General features: G+C 67.2%; 23 protein-coding genes. 14 read left to right on the plus strand and 9 right to left on the minus strand.

Features of this window, described 5'->3' with window-relative positions; translation table 11 throughout:
• The first annotated feature begins 4 nt into the window (after positions 1–4).
• The 5 genes from ACGWYJ_RS19830 to ACGWYJ_RS19850 all read left to right on the plus strand — a co-directional run bounded on the left by ACGWYJ_RS19830 (position 5) and on the right by ACGWYJ_RS19850 (position 2,640).
• Positions 5–520: a GNAT family N-acetyltransferase gene (locus ACGWYJ_RS19830; RefSeq protein WP_395107581.1), complete on the plus strand. Its 516-nt coding sequence runs from the start codon at positions 5–7 to the stop codon at positions 518–520.
• Positions 521–691: 171 nt separating this feature from the next.
• Positions 692–1,099, plus strand: a complete 408-nt coding sequence (locus ACGWYJ_RS19835) for a hypothetical protein (RefSeq protein WP_395107582.1) — start codon at positions 692–694, stop codon at positions 1,097–1,099.
• Between the two features lie 58 nt (positions 1,100–1,157).
• The gene (locus tag ACGWYJ_RS19840; protein WP_395107583.1) at positions 1,158–1,571 is read left to right on the plus strand and encodes a hypothetical protein; all 414 of its coding nucleotides are present in this window, start codon (positions 1,158–1,160) and stop codon (positions 1,569–1,571) included.
• Positions 1,568–1,711 (plus strand): hypothetical protein, encoded by a 144-nt coding sequence (locus ACGWYJ_RS19845; protein ID WP_395107585.1) that lies wholly within the window; start codon positions 1,568–1,570, stop codon positions 1,709–1,711. The genes ACGWYJ_RS19840 and ACGWYJ_RS19845 overlap by 4 nt, the downstream gene beginning before the upstream one ends.
• A gap of 488 nt (positions 1,712–2,199) precedes the next feature.
• Positions 2,200–2,640, plus strand: a complete 441-nt coding sequence (locus ACGWYJ_RS19850; protein WP_395107587.1) for a GNAT family N-acetyltransferase — start codon at positions 2,200–2,202, stop codon at positions 2,638–2,640.
• A gap of 473 nt (positions 2,641–3,113) precedes the next feature.
• Here ACGWYJ_RS19850 and ACGWYJ_RS19855 read toward each other — a convergent pair whose 3' ends face one another.
• A complete protein-coding gene (locus tag ACGWYJ_RS19855) occupies positions 3,114–3,371 on the minus strand; it encodes a hypothetical protein (protein ID WP_395107588.1) in 258 nt (85 codons plus the stop codon).
• Positions 3,372–3,988: 617 nt separating this feature from the next.
• Between ACGWYJ_RS19855 and ACGWYJ_RS19860 the strand changes: the two genes are divergently transcribed.
• Entirely contained in the window at positions 3,989–5,473 is a 1,485-nt protein-coding gene (locus tag ACGWYJ_RS19860; RefSeq protein ID WP_395107590.1) for an LVIVD repeat-containing protein, read from the plus strand.
• A gap of 356 nt (positions 5,474–5,829) precedes the next feature.
• Here ACGWYJ_RS19860 and ACGWYJ_RS19865 read toward each other — a convergent pair whose 3' ends face one another.
• On the minus strand, positions 5,830–7,257 hold the full coding sequence (locus ACGWYJ_RS19865) for an LVIVD repeat-containing protein (RefSeq protein WP_395107591.1): 1,428 nt from the start codon (positions 7,255–7,257) through the stop codon (positions 5,830–5,832).
• A gap of 529 nt (positions 7,258–7,786) precedes the next feature.
• The gene (locus tag ACGWYJ_RS19870) at positions 7,787–8,116 is read right to left on the minus strand and encodes a hypothetical protein (RefSeq protein WP_395107592.1); all 330 of its coding nucleotides are present in this window, start codon (positions 8,114–8,116) and stop codon (positions 7,787–7,789) included.
• 172 nt (positions 8,117–8,288) lie between these two features.
• Between ACGWYJ_RS19870 and ACGWYJ_RS19875 the strand changes: the two genes are divergently transcribed.
• Entirely contained in the window at positions 8,289–8,630 is a 342-nt protein-coding gene (locus ACGWYJ_RS19875) for a hypothetical protein (protein WP_395107593.1), read from the plus strand.
• Positions 8,631–8,824: 194 nt separating this feature from the next.
• The gene (locus ACGWYJ_RS19880; RefSeq protein ID WP_395107595.1) at positions 8,825–9,247 is read left to right on the plus strand and encodes a hypothetical protein; all 423 of its coding nucleotides are present in this window, start codon (positions 8,825–8,827) and stop codon (positions 9,245–9,247) included.
• Between the two features lie 2 nt (positions 9,248–9,249).
• Here the strand turns inward: ACGWYJ_RS19880 and ACGWYJ_RS19885 are convergent, their stop codons facing one another.
• Both ACGWYJ_RS19885 and ACGWYJ_RS19890 read right to left on the minus strand, forming a co-directional pair.
• A complete protein-coding gene (locus ACGWYJ_RS19885) occupies positions 9,250–10,500 on the minus strand; it encodes a hypothetical protein (RefSeq protein ID WP_395107596.1) in 1,251 nt (416 codons plus the stop codon).
• Positions 10,501–10,512: 12 nt separating this feature from the next.
• A complete protein-coding gene (locus tag ACGWYJ_RS19890) occupies positions 10,513–11,622 on the minus strand; it encodes a helix-turn-helix domain-containing protein (RefSeq protein WP_395107597.1) in 1,110 nt (369 codons plus the stop codon).
• 322 nt (positions 11,623–11,944) lie between these two features.
• On the opposite strand from ACGWYJ_RS19890, the gene ACGWYJ_RS19895 reads away from it, so the two are divergent.
• Complete coding sequence (locus ACGWYJ_RS19895) at positions 11,945–13,225, plus strand: helix-turn-helix domain-containing protein (RefSeq protein WP_395107598.1); 1,281 nt, start codon at positions 11,945–11,947, stop codon at positions 13,223–13,225.
• A gap of 100 nt (positions 13,226–13,325) precedes the next feature.
• Positions 13,326–14,840 carry an HNH endonuclease gene (locus ACGWYJ_RS19900; RefSeq protein ID WP_395107599.1) on the plus strand — a complete coding sequence of 505 codons (1,515 nt, stop codon included), beginning with the start codon at positions 13,326–13,328 and terminating at the stop codon, positions 14,838–14,840.
• Between the two features lie 84 nt (positions 14,841–14,924).
• Here the strand turns inward: ACGWYJ_RS19900 and ACGWYJ_RS19905 are convergent, their stop codons facing one another.
• Positions 14,925–15,851, minus strand: coding sequence for a DUF6907 domain-containing protein (locus tag ACGWYJ_RS19905; RefSeq protein ID WP_395107601.1), 927 nt, complete (start codon positions 15,849–15,851; stop codon positions 14,925–14,927).
• 205 nt (positions 15,852–16,056) lie between these two features.
• Between ACGWYJ_RS19905 and ACGWYJ_RS19910 the strand changes: the two genes are divergently transcribed.
• Both ACGWYJ_RS19910 and ACGWYJ_RS19915 read left to right on the plus strand, forming a co-directional pair.
• Positions 16,057–16,221: a hypothetical protein gene (locus ACGWYJ_RS19910; RefSeq protein WP_395107603.1), complete on the plus strand. Its 165-nt coding sequence runs from the start codon at positions 16,057–16,059 to the stop codon at positions 16,219–16,221.
• Positions 16,221–16,679 carry a Clp protease N-terminal domain-containing protein gene (locus tag ACGWYJ_RS19915; protein ID WP_395107604.1) on the plus strand — a complete coding sequence of 153 codons (459 nt, stop codon included), beginning with the start codon at positions 16,221–16,223 and terminating at the stop codon, positions 16,677–16,679. Before ACGWYJ_RS19910 ends, ACGWYJ_RS19915 begins: the two co-directional genes overlap by 1 nt.
• Here the strand turns inward: ACGWYJ_RS19915 and ACGWYJ_RS19920 are convergent.
• Positions 16,671–18,218: an MFS transporter gene (locus ACGWYJ_RS19920; RefSeq protein ID WP_395107605.1), complete on the minus strand. Its 1,548-nt coding sequence runs from the start codon at positions 18,216–18,218 to the stop codon at positions 16,671–16,673. The two genes, ACGWYJ_RS19915 and ACGWYJ_RS19920, sit on opposite strands and share 9 nt — an antisense overlap.
• A 93-nt stretch (positions 18,219–18,311) precedes the next feature.
• Between ACGWYJ_RS19920 and ACGWYJ_RS19925 the strand changes: the two genes are divergently transcribed.
• Both ACGWYJ_RS19925 and ACGWYJ_RS19930 read left to right on the plus strand, forming a co-directional pair.
• Positions 18,312–18,986, plus strand: a complete 675-nt coding sequence (locus ACGWYJ_RS19925; protein WP_395107606.1) for a TetR/AcrR family transcriptional regulator — start codon at positions 18,312–18,314, stop codon at positions 18,984–18,986.
• A gap of 24 nt (positions 18,987–19,010) precedes the next feature.
• The gene (locus ACGWYJ_RS19930; RefSeq protein ID WP_395107608.1) at positions 19,011–20,180 is read left to right on the plus strand and encodes an FAD-dependent monooxygenase; all 1,170 of its coding nucleotides are present in this window, start codon (positions 19,011–19,013) and stop codon (positions 20,178–20,180) included.
• 4 nt (positions 20,181–20,184) lie between these two features.
• On the opposite strand, the gene ACGWYJ_RS19935 is transcribed toward ACGWYJ_RS19930, so the two are convergent.
• Entirely contained in the window at positions 20,185–20,958 is a 774-nt protein-coding gene (locus tag ACGWYJ_RS19935) for a thioesterase II family protein (protein ID WP_395107610.1), read from the minus strand.
• Complete coding sequence (locus ACGWYJ_RS19940; RefSeq protein ID WP_395107611.1) at positions 20,955–25,580, minus strand: amino acid adenylation domain-containing protein; 4,626 nt, start codon at positions 25,578–25,580, stop codon at positions 20,955–20,957. Before ACGWYJ_RS19940 ends, ACGWYJ_RS19935 begins: the two co-directional genes overlap by 4 nt.
• Between the last annotated feature and the right edge of the window lie 73 nt (positions 25,581–25,653).

Genomic DNA, 25,653 nt, shown 5'->3' on the forward strand with positions numbered 1-25,653 from the left:
AGGGATGGCGCAGGCCCTCTCCCCCTTTGACCGTGAGCACCGGTACGTCATCGAGCCACGTCCCTACGATCACCCCGACGTCCGCCGCCTCACCGGCGAGCTCTACCTGGAGCAGCTGGCCCGCTACGGCTTCGCCGACGCCCCCGACGACCCCGCCGATGACTTCACCCCGCCGCAAGGGCTGTTCCTCGTCGCCTACGCCGAAGGCCATCCCTGCGCCTGCGGCGGAATCCGCACCTACGAACCCGGAGTAGCGGAGATCAAGAAGATGTACGTCGCCCCCACATTCCGCGGCCAAGGTCTCGCGCGCCGCATCCTGACCAAGCTGGAGCACGCAGCTCAGACGAACGGCGCCCGCCGCATCATCCTGGAAACAGGCTCACGCAACACCGAAGCCCTCGCCCTCTACGCTCGCGCGGGCTACCGCCCCATCCCCGCCTACCGCGAACGCGACTCCACCATCAACCGCGCCTTAGCCAAGGACATCACTCCTCCCCAACACGAAGAGTGCGCTCAGTAGCTAAGAGCCCTAATGCAAAACCAATGGCTGCGCCCAACAGATCAAACTGCGTGAGCGGATCAACAACGCTGCGCCCAGGCCCATACCGGCACATTCATCGAGCCGTGGTCTCCAGCTCGCTCAGCACGCAAGCACACGACCGACAGCGAAAGGATCACGGAGGCAAATGACATGACACTGACGATCACTACCTTCGAGGTCGAAGAAGTGGATTGGCCAGCGCTCGCACATGTTCTACTGTGCTTCCCTGCACAACAGTTCGGGACGCTGCTCAACTCGCAGACCGCCAAGCCCAGTGTCGACGACCTCACAGGCATCCTGGATTGCCTAATCGACGGCATCGACTGGCTCCGAGACGCGATCAGCGAGCTGGAGGTAACGGTGAAGGCGCCTCGTACCGACGAGGTGATCAGCGGGCTGATCGGCCTACGTCGCGCGGGCGAGAGTTTGAAGGTGACCCATCACCTGCTCAGAACCTCTAACAGCGCTTTGCTCGCCGCGTCCCGGTGCGGTCGGAACGGTCACGCTTCACGCCAGGATGGGAGCGGCGTGGAAGCCGCTGCTCCGGCCCAGGTCTGAGTGTGAAGGCTGTGGTGACCGGCCACGCAGGGGGGACAGGGCGGATGCGGGGCTGCCCTTGTCGCTGTCGATGATCGTGACCCGGCACAACGCCCACGAGGTCGCCGCGATGCGCACGCTGGCCGACCGGCTCGCCCTGCCCATGGACGAATACACCAACATGGTCTCCACGATCTACGGCGGCGAGGAGACCCTCCCCACCCAATCTCCTGCGCACCTGCGCAAACGGCAGCCGTTCACGGGCTGCAACGCGGGACACGCCTTCTTCCACGTAGACCCGTTCGGCCGAGCCTCCATCTGCAAGGTCGGCTGCGAACCCAACATCGACCTCCTGGGCGAAAGCCTGGACGGCCTGTCCCGGCTGGGCGGCACATGTCTGCCGCTGGTGCAGCTCTACCGGAAGGCCAAAGCTCCGCTCATCGCCTACTGCCAGCACCGCGAGACACCCAGGAAGGAGGAAGCGACCAGATGAACGACCAGCAGCTCCCCGACACCGAGACCGGCGTTGCTGTCAACGTCGAGAGCCCTGGCGTGACGATCGTGGCCAACGTCGACGACCTGTCGGCCGGCAACGTGTGCTCCTGCGCCGCCGGAGACGACAACCCCTTCTAACCCGCCCCGTATGAGTGAATCGGCCCTGGACCGCTTCGGCGATCCGGGGCCGCAGCTCGTTCGTCCCTGGCTAACCTGCGGGACATGCGATTCCGCTGGGACTGGCTGCAACCGGTGATACGCGCGCCCTACGTGCCTACGCTCGGCCCGGTGCCGCCCGATGCCATCACCGCCGAGTTGTTCGAGGCCGTCCTCGACATCGCCCACACCAGCAAATTCCTGCGCTACGACAAGGACAGGCGCTGGTCGGCCACCAAGGACGAACACGTCCTGACCGACGCCATCGTCCACACCGCCGACCAGACCATCGTGCCCACCCTCAGCAGCCGCGGGGGCGGCTTGATCAAGCTGCACCATTACGCCCATCACAAGCCCGACCTCGCCGCGATGACCCAGCTCGGTGAACGCCTGGCAGCCGCACACGGCGCAGCGGTGGGACACCGAACGGTGTGGTTCCCACCCGGTCCCGGCAGGCCCGCACCCAGATCATGCTTAAGAGCTTCACCGACGCCGACACCCAACCGGTCGACCGGATCCAGACGCTGGATCAATGCGAGGTCGCCGACACCTTTGCCGCCTTTGCCGCCGAGATCGGACCTGAGGGATTCCAGTTCCTCTACCAGCGGCTGAAGGCCGGTCACGATGACGGCCCGACCCTTGTCGTAGTCCAGGACCAGCGCATCGTCGGCGCCCTGGGGCCTCTTTCGCTCATGCCCGGCCCGGACGGCCGACGCATGCAGCCACCGGCCTACTTCGCCGTCCATCCCGCCTACCGGGGCCAGGGCCATGGACGACGTCTCTGGCGCGCCTCCATGGCCTGGGGCCGACACCACGGAGCCGACGTCAAGATCCTGCAGGCTGCCATGGGCAGCGCCGCCGCCGGTCTCTACGCCACCGAAGGACTCCAAACCCTCGGATACGTCGCATGAAGTGACTCCGCGAGCTGCCTTCATGAGATGGACACAGGCAAGGACTTCCGCAGGGTGAATCCCACCGGGAACCAGATCGCCCTCGACCGACACACCAGTTACTGGACCCGCACCCTTGCCGTGTTCAACACCGCTCGGATCGGCGACGCGAGCTCGGCTTCAACGGGTCGTTGGGCAGGATCTGGTTGAGTTCCTCGTTCACCGTCACGCGCAATCCTCGTTCGGCTAGGCCACCGCGACGCACCGTCCCTGAAACTTTCACACCAGTCGGCACCGCACGAACAGGAAACGCCCAGGTCTGTGTGGCGGAAACATCGCCGCCGTGCCGGTGTACACGCCCATCGGGCCAGCCAATCCCTGCTGCTCCACGCCAACGACTAGCACCCCTCATTCCCGCCCGGCAGGGACTGGCCGTTGGGGGCGCCAAGTTCAACAGCCTAGGAGGCTGCTGGTACGGCGAGGGCAGCATCTACTTAAACGTACGAGGTGGCCGACGTCCGGACCTCGCCGATCCAGCGCGGTGGCCCGGATCCCCGGCACTTTGTCAGCGGCGGTCGGCTGCCGCTCTCGTCCAGGCTTGGGCGCCGCGCCGTAGCGCGTCCCATGGGCTGCCCAGCGGGCGGCGTGTACGACAGGTCCCGGTCGTTGAGCTCCTCGACGATGATTCCGGCATGGATGCCTGTGGCCAGCACATCGACGCGCTTGGCGATCTCCGCGCCCACCAAGCCCACCAGTTGAGCACCCAGCGGCGATCCGGAGTCCAGTCCCCGTTATCCGGATCCGGATCGGACTGGTACCCGGGTAATAGGCCTTGTGATCGTCGGCGACGGTCTCCACGGTGAACGGCACGTAACGTAGCCCGCCTGGCGGGCCTGACCGTCGCCGCGATGACCTGATCGAACACTTTGACCAGCTGTGTGCCGAGAACTCCGGCGAAGGCCCGCTCGCCTCCGGCCGCGTTCTCACCGGCCACCCGTCCCTGCTTGTGCGCCGTGGACCCTAGCGGCATGTACATCGGCGCGACCAGCAGATGTGGATGTGCACGCAATCCCGGCCTGGCTAGCCGTCACCATTGGGCCCGTTCGCACCTGGTGGTCCGGCTACCTGGATCCGTCGCCCCTGGGAAGGAGCGGTCCGGTCCGTGGCATGATCGAGGCCACCGGGTCCAGGCAAGATCTGCGGGGGTCCTTGTGGAACTCCTACATAAAGTAGGGATCTGTCTTGACGGGCATTGTTCCCGGGACGACCATCGGGGCGCCGGAGGGCAGTGCGAGCCCGGCTGGTGGCCCGGCTCGTAGGGGTGCGGACAGCTCGCCCGCGCCCTCCAGCCGTCACGACTGGAGGGGATATGTCCACGTCGGCCCGGTCCATCGCGATCGCTCTCGCCGCGGCGATCCTTCTCCTCCCGGCGGCGGTCTCGGCCCGCTCGGCGGACGGCGTGGAGCCATCCGCCGAGCAGGTCGGCAAGGTGAAGGGATCGTTCGAGCAACTCGGTCACGAGCCCCTGCGAAACCGTGGGATGAACGCCGCGCTGGCGCTCCATGGCGACTACGCGTATGTCGGCAGCCGAACCGACGGCAGCCATCCCAACGCGGGCGTGATGATCGTTGACGTGTCCAAGGCGACCAGGCCGCGGATCGTCCGTGAGATGCAGCCGCCGCTCGAGGGGAACGTGAGCGAGTCCTCCCGCGAGCTGCGGGTCTGGCACTCGCAGGAGATCCTGATCGTGCTGCACACCAACTGCGGCGGGCCGACCGCCCACGGCTGCGTGACGCCGTCGATCAACAACTTCCGCTTCTATGACGTCTCCGGCAGCAACGCGGCGAATCCGCGGCTTCTGCACCAGATGAACATGGACACCCACGAGTTCTTCCTCTGGGAGGACCCGAAGAACCCTGAGCGGGCGTTGATGTACGGCGGTAGCGCCGGGTCGATCCTGAGCGTGTGGGACATCTCGCCGGTGCGGCAGGGGCAGGCACCGGTCGTCCTCTATAACGGCCCGCACGGGTTCACGCGGTTCCCGCCCGCGCCTGAGCCGGTCCAGATTCCGACCGGCGGGCTGCACTCGCTCTCGGTCAGTAACGACGGCACCCGGGCCTACGACGCGCTGCTGACCGGCGGCTTCGGGATCGTTGACGTATCGGACTTCGCCAAGGGCACGCCGAATCCCCAGCCGCGTCCCATCACGAACAACCAGAGCCGTCCGACCTGGCCGGGACCCGGGGCGCACAGCGCCGTCAAACTCTGGAACCGCGATTGGGCCTACGTATCCGACGAGGTCTACGGGACGGCGACCGGCGCCGGCCACGGGTGCCCCTGGGGCTGGGCACGGATGATCGACATCGCCGATCCTCGGCAACCGGTGGTCCGGAGCGAGTACAAGCTGCCGCAGAACGACGCGACTCGCTGCGCCGAATTCGAGCCACGGCCCCGGACGTCGTACTCCGCCCACAACCCGACACTGACCCCGCACATCGCGTTCAGCACCTGGCACTCGGGTGGGGTTCAAGCGATCGGCATCGAGAACCCGGCACGGCCGCGCCAGCTGGCCCAGTTCATGCCCGAGCCGCTCCCTCAGGTCGGCTTCGAGGACCCGCGGCTGTCCTCCGACCCCGACACCGGCGCCGGCGAGAAGGTCGTCATGTGGAGCTACCCGATCATCAAGGACGGTCTGATCTACGTGGTCGACCTGCGCAACGGCCTCTACATCCTCCGCTACAAGGGCCCGTTCCAGGGAGAGGTCAAGAAGATCGAGTTCCTCGAGGGCAACTCCAACCAGGGCGACGCGCTCTGCTTCGAGCCGGTCGGTGACGCACCGGGCCACTGCCGCTGAATTCCTCTCCTGCGGGCTCGGCTCCAGAGTGAACAGACGGCAATTCCCTAACGGTAGGCGGATTGCCTCCGCCCCGACTATCGATGCGTTCCGCGCTGCGCTTCCAGGCTCTTCACTGCGCCCTGGCCTTCGCCCCGATTACGAGACCTCGGCATTCCCCGTCCGAATCCAAATCGGGTCGGCTGAGCAACGGCACTGTAGGCTTCGCTTCCGGTACGGGTCGCACGGTCGTTCCACCATGAAAGGGCTCGGGGCGATGCGCGCACGACAAAACCTCCATGGCACCGAACGAGCCGAACTCCTGCGAGCAGGTGTTGCTCGCCGGAGTTCGGCGTTACTGCTCTACGCTCCTTCGGCTATGGGGTGACGCGGACAGAGAAGGAGGTCTCCTGGGTCTGCGGGTTGAGATGGCCGAACCTCTTCGCTCCGGCTACCGCTCTATCGGACAGCTTCCAGGTGATCAGGCCACGGGTGATGTCCGATTCGTAGATGCGGCCGTTGTACCAGTAGGTCGACCAGTCACCACCCAGCACGATGCCGTTCGGGTTGGTCGGGTGGACCAGTGGTGCTGGATCGGCGAAGGCGATCTCCCGGGCGTTGGCCGGGTCGGTGAAGTCGAGCACCGAGGTACCCGATTGGTATCCGGCGGACACGAGCACGTACCGCTTGCCGCTCGGCACCACGTTGTAGTTGTGCCAGGTGCAGTTCTCGGTGCTGGTTTGGGGCCGGGGGTGAACGAAGCTGCCGACCGGTTCGCCGGTCCGTGCCGCGAAGAAGAACAGCGTCCGGTCGGTGACGCCGCTGGTCGCCTGGCACCGCGCCTGGCTGCCGCCGCCGGGCTCGTGGCCGAAGACCAGCACCTGACCGTCCCAGGTGAAGGCGGCGGAGTGTCCGATGGTGACACCGGGGACCGAGCGGCTGTACAGCTGGGTCGGGTCTTCCAGCGAGCCGGCCGCGGGGGCGTCGATGCTCGGATCGATGCTCCACACGGTGAAGCCGTTACCACCGGCGCAGGCGACGAGGTTGACCTTGCCGAGGATGACGCCAGTGTCGTGGCAGGAGCGTCCCGATGGTTCCCGCCGCAGGAAGGTGGCGGCGGAGGGGTCGTTGAGGGGGATCTTGACGATGTCGATGCCGGGGCAGTTGCCGCTGGAGCCGCTGTTGTAGACGTAGAGGTTGCCGCGGGCGGCGTCCGGTACGAGGGTGGCCGTGTGGGATCCGCAGCCGGCGGGGGTGGTGTCGGCGGCCATGCGCACCGAGCCGATCAAACCGGGATCCGCCGGGTTGGAGACGTCGAAGATGTGCAGGCCTTCAAAGCCCTGCTCGACCGGCTGGCCGTCACAGGTGGCCCCGGCCGGAGCCGGTGAGTTCCAGGATCGGATGAGGAGGTTGTTCCAGACGAGGACGTCGCCCTGGTCCCCGCGGCATTGGTCGTAATTGATGAGCTGGACGGGATTGTCGGGTTCACTGATGTCTATGATGCGGAACCCGTTGTAGTTCCCCTGATAGGCGGTACGCCCCCAAAACGCCAGATCCGAGTTGAAGCGCCCCGCCCCCTCCCCGACGGGCGGCACCGCACGTGCCGTGAAACCCATGGGATGCATGTTCTTGGTGTAGGTGAAGGTGCTCACGGCCTCGGGTGGAGGCTCAGCCGCGCCGATGAGAGGTAATGCCAGCACCACAGCAGCCAGCATTGTGATTAACCGTTTCCTCATAGCTACCTCCGACGGCTTGTAGGAGATTTCTGGCCGCCTCTTTCTCCCACAGAACCACCGGACGGTCAAGGCAGCTCATACGGCAATCTTGACATTGCATCACGGACCGACGCACGCGGAATATCACTCGTCAATAACCGCCGATTTTCAGTCGCTCGATTAGCAGGTTCGGCGCGACGAACGGCGACAGCGACGGATGCGCGACAAGAGTGCTGCGTCGCTCAGACGCATGGCTGGTGTTCGTCGCCCAATCGTGCCCGCTTCCTCAGCGAGAAGAACCGGTCACCGTGCAACCGGTGACGCCCCTTGGGTAGCCAGGCCTTCCTGGTGAACGAACAGCTCATCGGGAGGCTTCCTGTGGATGTCACACAGCGTCGCCCGATGGCCGATGCTGGTGGTGTCCCGCCCGAGTTCCCACCCTGACATCATGCTCGGTGTCACCCAGAGTGACCGCCGGGAGCACGCAAGTCCGTCTCCTCGACCACCTGCTCCAACGTCAAGTTCCGAGTACCTCAGCGGGGAGTCCCCCTGCGCTGGCCCTGACGGATAGCGGGGCATGGCCGATCATGACCTCCAGGACGCCGGCAGAGGGCGGCGGTTACCCCACCGCCATCACCGATGATGCACCGGCATCTGACGCACCGGGGTCGGCCGCGACCTTCTCACACACCGTCAACAGGTCCGGATGCTGACGCAGCCGGACATAGCCCTGAGGCGGATGGAAGGAGCCCGTCTCCTCGCGCAACTTCTCGGCCGAAAGCCCCGGATACTCACTCACGTGCCGGATCGGGATCGCGAACGCCCGTTCCAGGCCCTGGACGTACTCCAACCCGCCCGCCCCGTTCCCGGCCCGAGCTCGCTCCACGATTGCCGCGATCTGCTCTGGGAGGTCCACAACCGCCGACCCCAGGTCGATGACCGCCGCCAACCGGGACATCGGAGCATTCAGATAGAGGAACCAGCGGGTCGCGCACCCCTCCAGGAAACGGCGGCGGAACTCGTGCGTCTTCGGCCCTGCCCGCTCAGTTCCTCGCGCCGCCGCCGTTCCGCGTCTCAGTGGGATTATTGATTCGCGATTCGCGATTCATTAGGATAAGCCCATGGGGATCGACGGCCTCAGAGTTTTGTCCTCGACGGTGTTCGGCCACCGGTATCGGCTGGAGTTGCTTGCGGCGCTCAGCTGCGCCCGGGACGGCGAGGGGGTCTGCCTGAAGTTTCTGGCCGACAAGTGCGGGGCGCCATCGAGTGTTTACTATCCGTCGCTGAAGTCGCTGCTCTCCGCGGGTCTGATAGCGCGTTTTGCCAGGACGAAGCGGAACCGGTGGGTGCTGTACGGACGTAAGCCGTCCCCGGTATGGACGGGCGTGCAAGTGATGATGGAGGATCTTGAAGTGGAGATCGACTTCCGGGACGTGGTGCGCGCCTGGCCCGAGGCGTCGTGATGAGCGATACTTCGACGCTCGTCCGCTTCCGCGGAGTGAAGCCTCATCCCGTACCCGCCGACGTATCCGTCTCCCATGTAAGCCTCTTCGGCACCTCGGTGTGGATGACCTATCGGCCCCATCCGGGTGAGTGGCGTCGCCGCACGGCATGCGGGTTGGGCGCTGTGTTGGCGTGGGATCTCTTGGACACAGTGATGGAGTTGCCGGAGGGCGCGCCTGTGCCGATGGCCACATTGTCACCGGTTGTGCGGCGACGTCTGGCGCAGGCCCCTCAAGGGGTGGTCACGATGGCCGACGGCTTTGTGACCCGGCGGCTGGTTGTCCCGCTGACGCCCTTGCTGGCCGTGGTGACCTCTCGAAGCTGGGATGCCGGCTTGCTTGCGGCGTCACGGTTCGCCGCCTACTGCCAGCGGATGGTGGTCGTCTCGAAGATCCCTGGGGACGATAGGGAAGCCCTCAGACGCGCAGAATTGTACGGAATCGGCGTCGCGATCATGCGTGCACGGCGACCCGAGGTCGTGCTAGAGCCTGAGCCAGTGAACGACTGGGAGCCCACCCCGGCCTGGTGGCGCTTCAGCGAGGACATCTACGCGCAGGTCGCGCCAGGCAGAAACTGACCTCAGACCTTCGCCGAGCCCAGCTCGACCGGCCACGCGGGGAGGCTCGCCCAGATCTTCAGCGCCGACTGAGGCTCTAGACCATCCATGCGCCGCATCTGCTGGAGGAAGACCGTGTGGGCATCCAGCGCACCCTGGCACAGGTTCCTCCAGTACTCGGCCCGCCGTCGCATGCTCGGGGCCTGCAACATGTCACAGGCCCATCGGGACCAGACCGCCACAGCGTGGGCGATGGCCTCGTTCTGGTGCTCGCGCCGCAGGAACCGGCTCAGCCGCTGGCCACGGCAGACCCTACAATCGCAGCGGGGCACGATAGTTGGCCGGGCGCCGAAGAAGCTGTTGATCTTACTGCCGCGCAGCCAGCACGCCAGCTCCGGGACCAGGACGCTGGGCGACTGGTCTTGTTCCTGTCCTCTGCGGTGGTAGGAGCGGGGCTTCTCGGCGGGGTCGACGGTGTGCCGGACACTGCCGCCGGTGCCGATCGCACCGGCGAATGCGCCATGGGCGAGGAGATCGAACGCGTTGAAGTCGGTGCGGATGGCCATCAGGGGCACGGTGGCCGCCAGAGACCGCAGGTTGGGAATGATCTGCTTGGACTGGTCGAGCGGGTCGAACTGCCCTCCCAAGATCAGGGCGATGGGCCTGGCAACGTCCTCCAGGACCGCTGCCGTGCGGCGGAAGCGGTCGCGCGCCAGCAGGGAGGCGTCGAGTGGGACCACGAAGATCGCCTCCTTCCGGAGGTCCCTGGCGATCCTGGCCGCCGCTTTGAGAATGTCGATGCCACCGCCGGGGATGTAGCCCGTCGGAGTCAGGGCCGCACTCGCCCCCATCCGCAACTGCTCGTCGAGGAGGTCCTCCAGCGAGGAGCCCTCGATCCGGCCGTCGGGAATCTGGAAGGGGGCCTCGCAGGTGGCGGTGTACTTCCCACGGTCGTCATAGCACGCCGGGTCCATGAGAACGGGCGCATCGAACCCGATATCGCACAGGAACCGCATGGCCTTACCCGCGTTCGCTCCCGATAGCACCAGGCCGGACCGGCCGGTGTCCACGTGGGGCAGGACGGCGTGGAGCTTGTCCAGGTTCTGCCCCGGCCGCAGATACACCATCATCCGGTTGACCAGAGTGGACGCCGCGCCGGACGGCGTGGGCGGGGACTCGAGGCCACCGAGAGTCTCCCAGACGGACGACTCCTGGCTCTGGGCGCCCTCACGCGAGCCGGCCGCACCGTTGCGGCCCTCCTGGCGATCTCTCATCAGCCGATTTCCTCAGTCTCGTGCTGGTGACGCTGTGTCCATGCCTTCGATGTCGAACAGGGCGGAGAAATTCGCCGGCGTCGTCCCTGCCGCCTCGGCGGCCGCCTTGACCCCGCCAGACTTCGCGACCGCATCCCTCACGAGCCCCGGGACCACGGTGGCGCGCTCGGTCGGCAGAGGCTCGGGCTCACCGGTGCGCCAACCCAGCGCTGAGATCTGTGCGTTGATCGCTCGATACCGAGACTCGGTGATCGCGCCGAGGTCCACAGCCCGGTGGAGCAACGCGGCGGCCGACACCCGCCAGGTCGCCTTGAGCTGCAACAGCCGCGCCGGGGTGAGCGGCATGGCCTTCAGGTCGGCACGAACCTGGTGGGCGGGAACCAGGAGTTCCGCAGCGAATGCCTGAGCCATCTCCTCGGGGTCCTCTCCCGCATCAGGTGCGCACGCTATGTGCCCGATCTCGTGCGCCAACGTGAACCGCTGCCGGTCCGTCGGCGCATCGGTGTTGATCACCAGCAGGGGTGGTTCGCCGTGCGGATGCAGGCTGGTGGCATCAACCTCGCGCCCTCCCAGGGACATGGGGATCACCAACGCCCCCATCGACTCCGCGATCTCGGTTACCGACTCCACGGCGCCCTCGCCCAGGTGCAGGGCTTCACGCACGGCCCGCGCCGCATCGTCGGGCCCGTCCATGCCGCCGACGCGCACGGGCTCCCAGGTGAACTCGGGCAGCGAGCGCCCCGCGAGACCAGCGATCCGGTGCAGGTAGAGCCGCAGCAGGTTGATCCGCGCGTGCAGGACCCGCAGCGTCGAGGCCTTCGTCGACTTGCGGTTTCGGTGGTAGAGACACCCTTCACCCAACGACCAAAGCTTGGCCTCCGAGGCCAGCAGATCAGCCGTGCTCTCCAGGGCCTCGGCGAACAACGCCAGCCGTTCCCCGGTGACCGTGAGCGCGCCGCTCTCTACTCGAGACACGTAACCCTGGCTGATCTTCGACCGGTTCCCCTCCAGCCGACTGAGCCGCGACGCCAGCTGCGACTGCGTCAGTCCCAATGCCTCTCGCGCGGCAACGAGCAGATGCGGATTCGCTTCCGGCTCATCCACCGCGAACAACGCATCCATGCCCACGAGCATACCCCAGCACCAGCGGAAGATTCGCCGAATTATTCCGTCGTCAATGCGGACGCCCATACCGCGCGACGAAACCTCGACCCGCCGGATCGCCCCGACGGGGGATCTCGCTGGCCAACATGCCGCGACGGTCAACAAGCCCGCCTGGCGGCACATGCCGCCTGCTGCTTCGTGACCATCCGTTGACGCTTGCCGCTCGGGCGTCCCTCCGTGACCGACCGATGGCCACACCCGGATATTCGAGGGCGGCGAGCGCTTCCGTCCGGTCATACTCTCCTCCGGAACTGGCACCCGACTGACCTGCGAGGACCGTGTGACCCCGATCTACCTCTCGGCGAACCAACCCCGCTGGACCCCCACCAGCGAAGCCGACATCAAGGCCGCCCTCGACGGCGGCTTGATCGGGGAGTCGCACTACCTGGACCTCAAGGAGGTCCCGTCCACCAAGGGCGACAACAAGGAGTCGGCCAGGGACATGGCGTCCTTCGCCATCGACAGCGGCACACTCATCGTCGGCATCGCCGAGGACAAGGACAAACGCACCTTCACCCTCGCACCCCAGCCGCTCAAGGGCTTGGCCGAGAAGATGGAGCAGATCGCCCGCAGCATCCCCGACCCGCCGCTGAACGTCATCACCCAGGAGATCGCCTCCGAGGCCGACCCCGCCAAGGGCTACCTCGTCATCCACATCCCGGCCAGCCCCGCCGCGCCGCACATGGTCGACGGCCGCTACTGGGGCCGCGGCGACAAGACCAAGCACGCCCTCTCCGACGCCGAGGTCGTCCGCCTGCACGAACGCCGCCGCATCGCCGACCGCGACATCCTGGCGCTGCTGCAGGAAGAGATCGACAACGACCCCATCCCCGCCGGCATCCGCCAACAGGCCCACCTGTTCCTCGTCGCCCAGCCGCTGGCCGGCCGACCGGACATGCTCCTGGAACTGACAAGCGCTCCCACCTGGAACACCGACCTTCACGCGTTCATCCAGAAGGCCTACGCTCCCGACATCCAAGCCGCCGTCAACGGCAACGATGTCTCGCCTCGCCTCAACGACGCTCACAACGGCTTCCGCCGGTCCCGCGGGGTCGCGCGCGCAACCCCTAATCTCGCCGACCGCAGCAACTTCAGACCCATCTCGGAATACTCCCCGGAGGACGCAATCGAGCTGCAGGTCCATGAGGACGGTGGCCTGCGCCTGTTCTCCAGCCGCCTCTCCGACAAGCGGGGCCAGGGCTCTTCGCCGGAGGAACAGGTGATCATCGAGGCCGTCGCCGTCATTCACGCCCGGCGATTCCTCGCCCTGGTCGTCGCAGCGGGCGAGCATGCTGGCTACTTCGGCAACTGGGCATTGGCTCTGGGAGCCACCGGGCTCCAGGGACTTCGGCCGGCACCCGGCCGGAACTTCTGGGGCGATGGACCCGCTTACGACCGGGACATCTACACCGCCGCCACCGCCGCCACCAGGGCCGAACTCAACCAGGCCCCCGGAGCGATCACACGTCGCCTCGTCGGGCCGCTCCTTCGAGCCCTGGACACCGAGAGCAATCACATGTCGGCTCTCACCGACCCGGAGCCTGCCCCGGGCGGCCAGTAATTCAGAGAAGGCTGGGGCCGCAGTGGACAGCGCTCCACGTATCTTCTCCAGCGCTCTGGCCAACTGCAGGCGGCACCCCGACGGAACGAGGAGCGCAGTGATGAACGATGTTGTCCTTCACGGTCCCCTTGGGCGACTGGCGAAGCGAATTGCAGAGAAGGGTGGGGTCGACGAGTTCTCCGCGTATGCGGTGCTCCTGAGCCTGTGGTCGGCGTCCATCTCCCGGTCCGTTTCGATGCTCTCCAGGGGGTTCTTGCGGCCGCCGCTGGTATGGATGGCACTCGTGGCGAAGAGCGATGACACGGCACACGAGATCTTCGAAAGAGTCACAGCACCGCTCAACGAACACGACGGCAGCCCCCTCCAAAGCGTGATCCTCCAGAACGCGACCACAAAAGCGCAGTTCGACACGACGGTTCGCCGTGCAGTGCCCCAGGGCCGTAAAGACCCGAACGGCACCCGCAATGTGGTCCTCATCGGCTCTCCATTCCAAACGCGGGGGAGCAACAGCTCCTCTCTCCAGGATCATCTGCAGTATGCGTTCCGCGGAGCATGGGATAAAGGCAGGCAAACCAGCGTCTCCATTGCCAAGAACAAGCTTGGCAGCGCAGAAATGCCACACATCGGCCTCCTGTGGAGCATAGGAGAAGATGCCTGGAACGAGGGCTTCAACGCTCTCCCGGCAGCCACCAAGAGCCGGATCATGTCCGTCACCGGCGATACTTTGCCATCACCCACAAAGAGTGACACCGAAATCCTCCCTCAGGATCTGGTTGAGATCTCCCACGCTCATCGGTGGGCCGTAGCCAGATCACGAATCCTCGATTTCACACCGGCCGCCAAGGAACTGCTGGGAAAGATCTATTCCAGCGTAGACGGCCTGGGAACAGAGAATCCAGGAAGATCACAATGGCTGGACGGCCCGGAAGGGCATTTCCTCCGAGCGTTCGAGCACACGTTGCGTACGGCGGCGTCGCTGGCCGCGGCGGACCTCTCAACGCTGATCGGTGTGGTACACGCCAAAGCCGCGTGGTCGTTCACTCGTCGCTCTATGCTGGACACAGCGGACCTGCTGACGGCTGTCAACGGCCGAACGCCCGTTACGACCTTCATTCTGGCCGAGATCGCCGACATCGACGCTGTCATTGCTCAGCTGGACCTGGCCGATGAGCCGCTTCCCGACTACGGCGACGAGCCAGTTGAACCCGACCGCGTGGACGCGGAGGGGGGTCCCGTCGCCCGTAGAGAGGCCGTCGTCCAACGGCAACTACGCGACTCGGTCATTGTTCGCAAGGTGAAGAATTGGTACAGGAACCAGTGTCAGATATGTCGCTTCGCTATCAGAGTTCCAGGGCCCGCTGAGGGTTACAGCGAGGGAGCGCATATTCGCGCCCTGGGTATCGCACACAAGGGCGCCGATAGCCTGGACAATTTGCTCTGCCTGTGTCCGAACTGTCACAAACGTTTCGATCTTGGATCGATTTACCTTACGGATGAACTTCGGATTATCGACTTCTTTACGGGAGAGAGTCTGGGTGACCTCTTCCTGGTTTCCGGTCATCAAATCGACCTAGAGAATGTCCGCTACCATCGGCGGCATTTCGCCATCGACTGAGCGCGCGCACGGGCGGCCCCGTACGGTCGTTGACCGTACGGGTCCGACTCTTGGGTACCCTGTATCGAGTGGCCGGTGGCGATGTCAGGCCGGCCGATCTGGTTCCATACGGGTGATGGCGGCCAACTCCAGCAACTTGTCCGCCATTTCCTCGGCCTCATCGGGGATGAGCAGGAGTTCCTCCGCCGACCCCATCTCGGAAATCACCACCCGGGCTCCCTTCAGATCCGGCTGACGGCGTAGCGAGAGCAGCAGGTCCAGGACCAGACGGCCATCGTGGACGTTGTCCCGGTCGACATCGCGGACGACCAGCAGCGGACCGCAATGACGTCCGTCATCGAGCTCGATCGGTTCGTGGTTCTCCTCGCACCACGGCGGACACACCGACGTCGCCGCATTCGGCTGGGCACGCAGCCCCGCACGTCCGGTCGCAACGAGACGGGCGAGCATGTCGCGCACCTCGGTGGCTTCCGCCAGAGTCATCACGTTTTCGGCGCACGCGTCCTGCCCGGTCAGGTAAATCAGGGGCTCGGCGGCCCCCGGCTCCTGGCGTAGCATGGCGAGCATTTCTGAGAGATGAGTCTGGCCGCGCACTTCAAAGGGGTGGTGGGTCAGCTCGACGCCGGGGATCTCGCTGGCGTGGCAGATGTCGATGGGCGTCGCGTGCGCCTCGGAGGCGCACCAGGGTGGGCAGCCGCCCACGCTGTGGCGCTGCCCGGTGGTGTTGGATCGGATCTGGCAGATCTGCTCCAACACCTGCCGCCAACGACCGTGCTGGATCACGGCGAGCATGTGGTCGCGCAGCTCTTGTTCGTCGATCAGTTCCTTCCCGAAGGCCTCCAGGACGTCCCCGAAAGTGCCCAGGATGTCGATCGCCTCGCCCGGAAAATGGCGGTCGACGTGGTCCTGGATTCGGCGAAGGACCAACTCCCTCAGGTCGGCGTTGCTCTTTGGATCGTCGGTGTTTCCGTCTCGGGGCGCGGTCACGGGACGGGCATCGGTGATTGTCACGTCGTGCTCCTGTCGTGAACTGTCACTCGTCCCCTCAGTGTTCTTTCTTCCCTCCTCACTCCAGAGGACTCATACCTATTTAGTCGCACCATGATTCACGCATTCCGGACAGGTCCCCCAGTCACCACGGCCTACTTCCCCCAACAGAGAAGGTCGACGAAGCCGCGGCCCCTTCGCAGCCCCTCCCGGCGTCGGGCTGGCCGCGGTGCTGGCGCTCCGGCAGCTCGTCGAGGTGCTGGAGACGTTGCAGGTCGACAACGCGCGCGCCCAGGGCTGGTCCTGGCGCGGCATCTCCCGCCGGCTCGGGCTCACCAAGCAGGCCGTGCTCTACAAGCACGGGATGCGCTTCCGCAAGGACAAGGACTCCTGATGTGGGATCGGCTCAGCCCCGAAGGCGCGCATGTGGTGCGGTACGCCTACCTGGAGGCCCGCGAGTTCGGCCACCAGCTCGGCCGCTACCCGTGGACCTCCTCCTACATCGGTGACGAGCACGTCCTTCTGGGCATCCTGCGCTACGGCCAAGGCCCCGCCACCGCGCTGCTGCGCGGACGCGCGGGAGCGGCTGCGCGAGATCGGGCCGACGTTGCGTCCGCAGTTGATGTCGCCGATGCCTTGCGCGGGTTTGGTGCGATATCGAGGCGCTTCGCCAGAACTCGGAGGCCGCGTTCGGCGCCGACGCCGTCCAGGCTGCCGAACGGAGGGTCCGGCGGCGTCCCTGGTGGCGCGGTGGCCGCCGGCGGTGGGCACGCCCGTACACCTCACTGTGCGCCGATCGGGGATGGACGGCGTCAACATCCTTCCGACTCGGGGATGAGTCGTTCAGCGTGATTCGTTGCGGGGGCTGCGCCGGGGTAGGAGGAGGACGGCTGCGGTTCCTCCGATGACGACTACGGCGACGCCGGCCAGCAGGGCTGTGCTCATTCCGGCGGCGAAGGCGTCGCGGGCGGCCTGGGCGAGTTGGGCGCCGGGTTCGCCGCCGATGCGGGCGGCGACTTGCAGGGCGGCGGCTAGGGAGTCGCGCGTCGCGTCGGCGGCAGCGGCGGGGAGTCCCTGTGCGGCTTCGCCGGCGTCGTCGCGGTAGACGGTGTTGTGGACGCTGCCGAGGATCGCGATGCCCAGGACGGCGCCGAGTTCGCGGGTGATGTCGTTGAGGGCCGAGGCGACGCCCTGCTTGGACGCCGGTAGCGCGGTGACGATGACGTCGGTGGCCGGGGTGGCGGCGAAGGCGACTCCCGCGCCGACGAGGAGGCTGCCGCCGAGGATGGGACCGAATCCTGAATCGGCGTCGATCATGGACATCACCACCAGGCCCGCGGCGATGAGGACGACGCCGAGGCCGATGATCGGGCGCATGCCGTACCGGTGCGCCAGCCGGGGTGCCCCCGGCGAGAAGACGATCATGGCGATGGCGAGGGGCATCAGGCCGAGCCCGGCGACGAACGGGGAGTAGTCCAGGATCTCCTGCAGGTACTGCAGGAGCAGGAAGAAGATCCCGAACGCGGCCACCGACTCCACGGTGATGATCAGCGAGCCTCCCGACACGCCGCGGAGCCGGAAGATCCGCACGTCCAGCAGCGGCCGGTCGGTGCGCAGCTCCCACCAGGTGAAGGCGGCCAGGCCAGCGGCGGCGATCGCGAAGCCCGCCACCACTAGCGGGTCGCTCCAGCCGCGTTCCGGGCCTTCCACGATTGCGAAGACGAGGCCGGTGACGCCCGCCACCGACAGCGCCGTGCCGGGCAGGTCGAGTGGGGTGGAGTGCGGATCCCGCGACGTGGGCGTGAGGGCGGCGGTGCCGGCCAGCGCGAGGGCCGCCAGGACGATGTTGAAGACGAAGAGGGATCGCCAGGAGTAGGACTCCAGCAAGCCGCCCGCGATGAGGACGCCGAGCAGGCCGCCGCCGGCGAAGACCCCCGACCACACCCCGACGGCCTGCCCGCGCTCTTCCGGCGGGAAGATGTTGGTGATGATCGACAGGGTCATCGGCACGACGAGCGCGGCCCCCGCCCCGGCCAGGGCTCGGAGGGCGATCAGCGCGCCGACCGAGTCGATCCAGAGCACGGCGGCGGAGGCCACACCGAAGATGATCAGCCCGGCGATCAGCACGCCCTTGCGTCCGTACCGGTCGCCGATGGCTCCGCCCGGCAGCAGCAGCCCGGCGAACACCACGCCGTAGGCGTTCATCACCCACTGCAGCTGGGCCTCGGTGGCCTCCAAGTCGCGGGCCACGGCGGGGAGCGCTACGGCCAGGGACACCAGCATGCCGACCACGACCGTCAGCGCGACGCACATTACCGCCAGCACGATCAACCTGCGGCGCCGCCCGACGGGCGGTGCGGTAGGCGGCGCGGTGACACCGGTCCCGGTCATGGTTCCACCTCATCCAAGCAGACGTTTGAAACGCTTGTTTGAAGTTTAGCTCCGCCGAGCCCCCGATTCAAACGAGCGTTTAAACTTGGCGGCATGAGCGGTGGAGCAGCGCGTACGAAGGAGCGGATCCTCGATGCCGCCGAGAGCCTGTTCGGCGAGCGCGGCTTCGCGGGCACCTCCTTGCGGGCGCTGACGGACGCCGCAGGCGTGAACGTGGCGTCGGTCAACTACCACTTCGGATCCAAGGAAGGGTTGCTGCGTGCGGTGGTCCAGCGCGCCATGGCCTCGGTCAACGCCGATCGGGAACGCATGCTGGACCAGCTGGAGGCGGGCGGTGACGAGCCGACGGTCGAGGAGCTGGTGCGCGCGTTCGTCACCACCGGCGCCAGCCTGGTCGCGCGGCACGGCGAGCGCGAGCGACAGGTCGCCCGCTTCATCGGGCGGGTCATGTGCGAACCGGAGCCGGAGGTCCGCAGGCTCTTCGCCGCCGAGGTCGGTCCGGTGGAAGGCCGGTACGCCCAGGTGCTCGCCAAGGCGTTGCCCCACCTGACCGCCGAGGAGGTGGCGTTCCGCTATCAGGCCATGGTGGGCCTGATCGCCCTCCACCAGAGCGGGACCCTGGCCGACCTGCATCCTTCGTTCCAAGGTGGTCCGGCCGCCCGAGCGTCATCGGATGCCACCGAGCAGCTCGTGGTGATGCTCACCGGGCTGTTCCAGGCACCGTCCATGACCGACCCGGCCGCAGCGGGCGGCAGCGCGGCGAGGTGATGAGAGATCGAGCGCCGAGCGATCGTGGCCGGTGGGGGCATCGGAGGGCTGGCAGCGGCTCTGGGGCTGACCCGGTCCGGGTGGCGTGTAACGCTCATGGAGCAGGCGCCCAGATTCGAACCGGCCGGTGCGGGACTGTCGCTGGCGCCTAATGCCGTACGCGCGCTGGACTGGCTGGGCCTGGGCGACGTCCTGCGTTCCCAAGGAATGATCCACGGTGCGGCGGGCATCCGGGGGACGTCCGGCAGGTGGCTGATGCGGACCCGCATCGAGGAGCTGGAGGAGAGGTTCGGCGCGCCGGCGATCGCCATTCATCGCGCCGACCTGCACGACCTGCTGGTCGCCGCCGACGACGCTGCCGCACTCCGCCTCGGCCACCAGGTGACTTCGGTACGTACAGATCGCGACTCGGCGAACGTCACCTATCGAGGGCCGGAGGGCATCGGCTCGGATACCGCGGACGTGGTCGTCGCAGCGGACGGGCTGCATAGCCAAGCTCGCTCCGTACTCTTCCCTGAACATCCGGGCCCGGCGTACGCAGGCTACATCACCTGGCGCGGCGTGGTCCCGTCCCAGACGTTGCCGACGGTGCGGCCTGCCGCTGCCGTCACCGAAACCTGGGGGCGCGGTCACCGGTTCGGCATCGTTCCGCTCGTCGATGACCAGATCTACTGGTTTGCCACCGCGTCGCTGCCCGAGGGGAGTCACACCGAGGACGACCTGAACGACCTGGCGGTCAGGTACGCCGGATGGCACGATCCGATCCCGGCCGTCCTGGACGCGACTCCGCCAGAGGCTCTGCTGAGGCACGACATCTGCCACCTGGAGACGCCTCTGCCGCGCTACGCGAGTGGTCGCATCGCGCTTGTCGGTGATGCCGCGCACGCCATGACACCCGACCTTGGCGAAGGCGCGGGACTGGCGATCGAGGATGCCGTCACGCTGTCCGCCGCGCTGGCTCGCGCAACCAGTCCGGCCGAGGTGACCGCGGCGCTGGCCGCCTACGATCGCGCGCGTCGGCCACGGACACAGAAGCTGGTGCGGATCTCCGCCAGGTACGGCCGGATCGCGCAGTGGCGCAACCCCCTCGCCGTCGCGGTGCGCGATACGCTCGCCACGCTCGTCCCGCCCAGCGGCTACCTCCGCGCGACGACCGAGGCTCTGTCCTGGGAACCTCCGCGTTCACAGGTCTGAGGCGTCAGGGTGTGGACGGCCAGGCCCGCGGCGGCGCGGCGACGCCGTCGAGGCTCCGCAGCACCCAATCGATCAGCTGGGCGCGTCGCGGGATCAGATAGAAATGATCTCCCGGAAACACCTTCATGGTGAACCTGCCGCGGGTGAACGCGCGCCAACCCTGGGCCTCTTCGACGGTGACCTCGGTGTCGTGATCGCCCAGCATCGCGGTCACCGGGCAGTCGAGCACGGAGCCGCACGGCTCATAGGACTCGATGAGGCGGAAGTCATCGCGCACCGTCGGCAGCATCAGCTCGGCCAGCTCCGGATGGTCCGCCAGAGCATGATTCGCCGGGGCGAGCCGCCGCAGCTCGGTGAGCAGGTCTTCGTCGCTGGCCCGGTGTACGGCCTTGCGCCGCTGACGATCCGGAGCGGGGCGGCCGGAGACGAACAGTCGTGCCGGTGTCCGGCCCCGGCGTTCCAGTCGGCAGGCGACCTCGTACGCGACACCGGCGCCCATGCTGTGGCCGAGTAACGAGATCGGACGCCCGGCGCAGAGCGGCTCAAGTGCCTCGGCCACGAGATCCGCCAGCTTGCCCATGTCGTGGACGCGGTCGTCCCTGATGCGGTCTTCTCTCCCCGGGTATTGGACGGCCAGGAGCTCCACCGACGACGGCAATGACCGGGACCAGGATCCGTAGAAACTGGCGGCGCCTCCGGCGTGCGGGAAGCAGACCAGCCGCAGCGCCGCCGCGGGCCTTGGTTCGGCGCACCGGAACCACGTGTCGTGCGATGTCATGGAGTCCGTCGCAGGTAGTCCGCGATGGCCGCCACCGTCGGGCGGCTCATCATCTCTCCTAGCAGGTCGCCGAACGGCAGCTCGCCGGCCTGCGGTAGTTGCTGGCGCATGCGGCCCACCACCTGGGCGACGAGCAGGGAGTCGCCGCCGAGGTCGAAGAAGTTCTGATGTCGGCCGACCGCGGCCCGGCCGAGGGTGTCGGCCCAGCAAGTGGCGAGGAGGCCTTCCAGCTCGTCGAGCGGATGCTCATCGGATGCGCCCGCGTCGTCGTCCGCCGCGGCTCCGGGAAGCCAGGAGGCCAGCCGCTTGCGGTCGAGCTTGCCGTTGTGGCTGAGCGGCAGCGCGTCCACCACCTGGATATGGGACGGCAGCATGTAGTCCGGCAACCGTTCGTCCAGATGCGCCATCAACTCGGCGGTGTCGATCCGTTCGCGATCCGGCTTGAAGCGCGCCGCGAAGAGATGCTGGCCGAACGGGCTCAGGGCATGATCGTCGGGTGGGAGGCAGAACGAGCCCGATGCCCCGGCTTGGGCGAGGAAATCCAGCCACTGCCCGCGGCTGAAGAACACCTCGTCTTTGCCTTGCCTGCCGTCCACGAAGTCGCCCTGGCTTTCGTCGACCCTGACCATGAACTCCATCGAGGTCATGAGCTCGTGCCGGTCACGGGTCATCTCGGTGAAGAGGAGCCATCCGCCGGGCGCCAGCAGCTCCCGCAGGTCGGCCAGCAGACGCGGCACGTCCCAGGCGTTGTGGAGGGTCTGGGCGACGACGATGAGGTCGAAGGAGTTCGGCTCCAGTCCCTGGGCCCGGTAGTCCTGGTTGATGTCGGCCAGTCCGTAGCCGACCCACGGGTAGTCGTGGAAGCGTTGCCGCGCCTCGTTGAGGAAGAACCGGGAAACGTCGGTGAACAGGTACTCGGTGTCGTGGTCGGCGAGCACCGGGAGGAGTTCCGCCGTGGTGGCGCCGATCCCTCCGCCGAGCTCCAGCACGCGCAGTGGCGCGGATCCGGCTGATCGCTTCAGCTCTTCGGCGAGCCCGCTCACGGCGGTCTTCATGGCGCCGTGCAGGTACCGGGATACGACGTTGCCGGAGTAGGCGGCCTGCGCGGTTTCCAGGCGTCCCCCAGGGAAGAGCAGTTCCACGGTGTCGAGCTCGCCGCGTAGCTGTTCGGGCAGCCGCCGGGTGCTTTCCCGGAAGAAGCCGAACAGGTCGGCGGGCCAGACCTGCTCCTGCCGGGCTTCCTCGGCGCGGCGCCATGCGTCGTCGAGCATCTCCGTACTCACCGTGCGGAGGTCGTGGTATTGACCGGTACGCGGCTCGCGGCGGATCAAGCCGGATTGCTCGAGGGCCGCGAGCCAGCGGCGCACCACCCTGTGGTGAGCGGGTACGACCTGCATCCGATCCAGGATCTCCGGAAGCGTGGGCCACTCCCCCTGGCCGGTGAACAGGCCCGCGGGACGGAGGGTGTGCGCGATCGAGAGCAGGACGGCGTCGTCGAGCCGTTCGAGGAAACCGGCGATCCGGTTCTCCTCGATGATGTCAGCGGTCGCTCGCTCGGCCTCGGCCGGGGCGCTCTCGGTGAGCCGCTCCGCGGCGGCCGGGTCGCCGTCTCCGGCGGCGCGTCGCGTGGGCTCGGCGAATGCGGCGAGCCGGCGCTCCAGCGGCTGGTCGCCGTCGACGATCACGGTGGCCGAGCCGACGGCCGGATGCGACGACAGGGCCGATTCGATCTCGGCGAGCTCGATCCGATGTCCGCGGATCTTGACCTGGAGGTCGGATCGGCCGAGGAACTCGATGTCGCCGTCCGGCAGGTAGCGCCCGAGATCGCCGGTGCGGTACAGGCGTACGCCGGTTTCCGGGTGCGTGATGAAGCGGTCGGCGGTCTTCTCCTCGTCGCCGAGGTATCCGAGCGCCAGCCCGATGCCCCCGATGTAGAGCTCACCCGCGGTCCAGGCGGGACATGGCCGCATCATCCAGTCCAGGACGTGGAAGGTCTGGTTGGCCATCGGCCTGCCATAGGGGATGCTGCGCCAATCGGTGCCGACCTCGCCGATCGGATAGTAGATCGACCAGATCGCCGCCTCGGTCGCGCCGCCGAGGCTGATCACCTCCAGGTCCGGCATCTGCTTGCGGATCTGGTCCGGCAGCGTGACCGGTATCCAGTCGCCGCTCAGCATGGCGAGTCGCAGGAACTGCGGAACGTTGGACGGGTCCGACTCCAGATAGTGGGCGAGCATCTGCAGCTGCGCCGGTACCGAGTTCCAGACGGTGATGTGATGCTCGGAGATCAGTTCCGCCCAGTGCGAGGGGTCGCCGCGGCGTGCGGCGTCCGGCAGCACCAGGCAAGCCCCGGCGGCGAGCGTGCCGAAGATGTCGTACACCGACAGGTCGAAGCCGAGATTGGCGAGGCCCAGGACGGTGTCCTGCCCGGTGACGCCGAATCGGCGGTTGATGTCGTCGATGGTGTTGACCGCGCTGCGGTGACTGATCATTACGCCCTTGGGGCGGCCAGTCGAACCCGACGTATAGATGACATAGGCCAGGTCGTCCGGAGCGGCGACGCGATGCTCGGGTGCGGTCGCCGACCGGCCCAGGATGTCCACCACGATGGGGGTGACGCCGTCCGGATAGCTCGCCGCTTCCATCAGCCACGACTGGGTCAGCACGTGGCGCACCCTGGCGCCCTCCAGCATCTCGTCACGGCGTGCGGGCGGTTGGACGGTATCGATCGGCAGGTAGACCGCGCCGGCCATGAGCGTCCCGAGCACGGCGACGACCTGCTCGACGCCCTTGTCCATCACGACGGCCACGTTCTCGCGCTCGGCGCACCCTTCGGCGCGGAGAACCTCCGCGACGTTCGACGCGCGGCCGAGCAGCTCCCCGTAACTCATGCGGCCGCCGCTCCCGATGACCGCGGTCGCTTCGGGGTTTCGTGCCGCACGCTCCAGGAAGCCGTCATGCAGCAGCCGATCAGAGATGGGCGCGCCGGTGGCGTTCACGTGTTCGCGCACGCGTAGCTGGTCGTGCGGCAGCAGGGTCGGCGTCCACTCCCCCCATTGCGTCGTTTCCGAAGCCAGGGAGCGCAGCATGCCCACGTAGGCGTCGAACATCGCGTCCAGCAGGCCCGCGGGGAAGAGCTCTTCCACCGCGTCCCAGGCCAGCAACAGTCCACCGGCGGTCTCATAGACCTGGTGGTCGAGCCAGACCTGCGGAGTCTGGGAGATCATCCAGGTCCACTCGCCGAGCTCGCGGCCGAAGGTCTCATCGATCAGCTCGCTGCCCAGGTTGCTGGCGAACACCACGGGCGCCGCCACCCGCTCGCCGTCCCTGGTCCGGGCGAGATCGCGCAGCACGTCGACGGCGGAGTAAGCGGCGTTCGAGACGTCGGCGCGGAGCTGCCGCTGGAGCATGTGCACACGCTCGGCGAAGGGGCGCGGCTCGGTCAGGTCGACGGCCAGCAGGACCAGGTTGGTGAAGTCGGCGACCAGCTCCGACACTGCCGGATGCACGTCGTCCCGGTCGAACAACGGCACGTTGAGCGAGAACCGCGGTTGGGCGCTCCACGCCCCGAGCACCTCGGCGTACGCGGCCATCAGCACCATCGCCGGCGTCAGGCCGTGTTCACGAGCCCGGGTGGTGATACGCCGCCATTCGGCTGGCTCCAAGCGGTGCGTACGCCGAACGAAGCGTGGCCGTGTTACGTGCTCGGGCTCGACCGCGAGGGGCAGTTGGGGCCCGCTGGGCAGGTCGGCGAGCCGGGCTTGCCAATACTCCCGCGCTCGGTCTCGGGCGCCGTCGCGCTGCGCCGCGATGTCGACGAGGTATTGGGGAAAGCTGTAGTCGAGCGGGCCGGGCCGCTGATCGGGCTGCGCGTAGGTCTTGGCGAGATCCGCGAACAGGATCTGGATGCTCATGACGTCGGCCACGAGCAGGTCGATGTTCACGTGCAGCCGCGTCCGCTCGTCCGGCAACAGCGACAGCTGAACGTCGAACACCTCGCCCCGGCTGACGTCGAGACGCCGATGTGACAGCCGTTCGCGCACCGAGTCCAGCTCGGCCGCCACGGCTGGTTCGTCCAGTGCGCGCAGGTCGTGCACGGTCAGCCCGGACCAGGCGGCGTCGGGGAGGACCTGCTGGCGACCGTCCTCGAGAAAACGCGCACGCAGCATGGGATGCCGGTCGGTCAGCGCCAGCACAGCGCGTTCGAGGCGTTCCGGCTCGACCGAGTGACCGTCGAACTCGTAGTAGGCGTGGCAGCCGACGCCGCCCAGCTCCATGCCATCGTTCCGGCCGACCCAGTAGGCGCCTTGCACCGGGGTGAGGCCGAAGGGTTCGGACTCCTCCACTCGCGCCGTCGGCGCCCGCCGCCCGCCTGCTTCCGCTGCCTGCCCGTCCGACTTCGCCGACACCAGCTCCCACCAGCCGTCGATCGTCGGGCATTCGGCCAGATCGGCGAAGGAAACGTCCACTCCCGCCCGCCGCAATTGGCTGGCCAGGCCCATCATTCGGACCGAGTCCAGGCCACAACTGATCAAATTCGTATCGTCGGTAATGGCTGCCGGAGAATCGCCGAGCAGGCGTGCGACTTGCTGCCGCATGTCTTCGCGGGTCAGGTGCGACATGTTTGCCCAGAGTAGTTCATAGAGTTAGAGTGTCAAGCCCAGGAGCGACCATTATCTCGCGTTCGCCAATAAC

Source organism: Actinomadura sp. SCN-SB, from assembly GCF_043906805.1.
Taxonomy (GTDB): domain Bacteria; phylum Actinomycetota; class Actinomycetes; order Streptosporangiales; family Streptosporangiaceae; genus Spirillospora.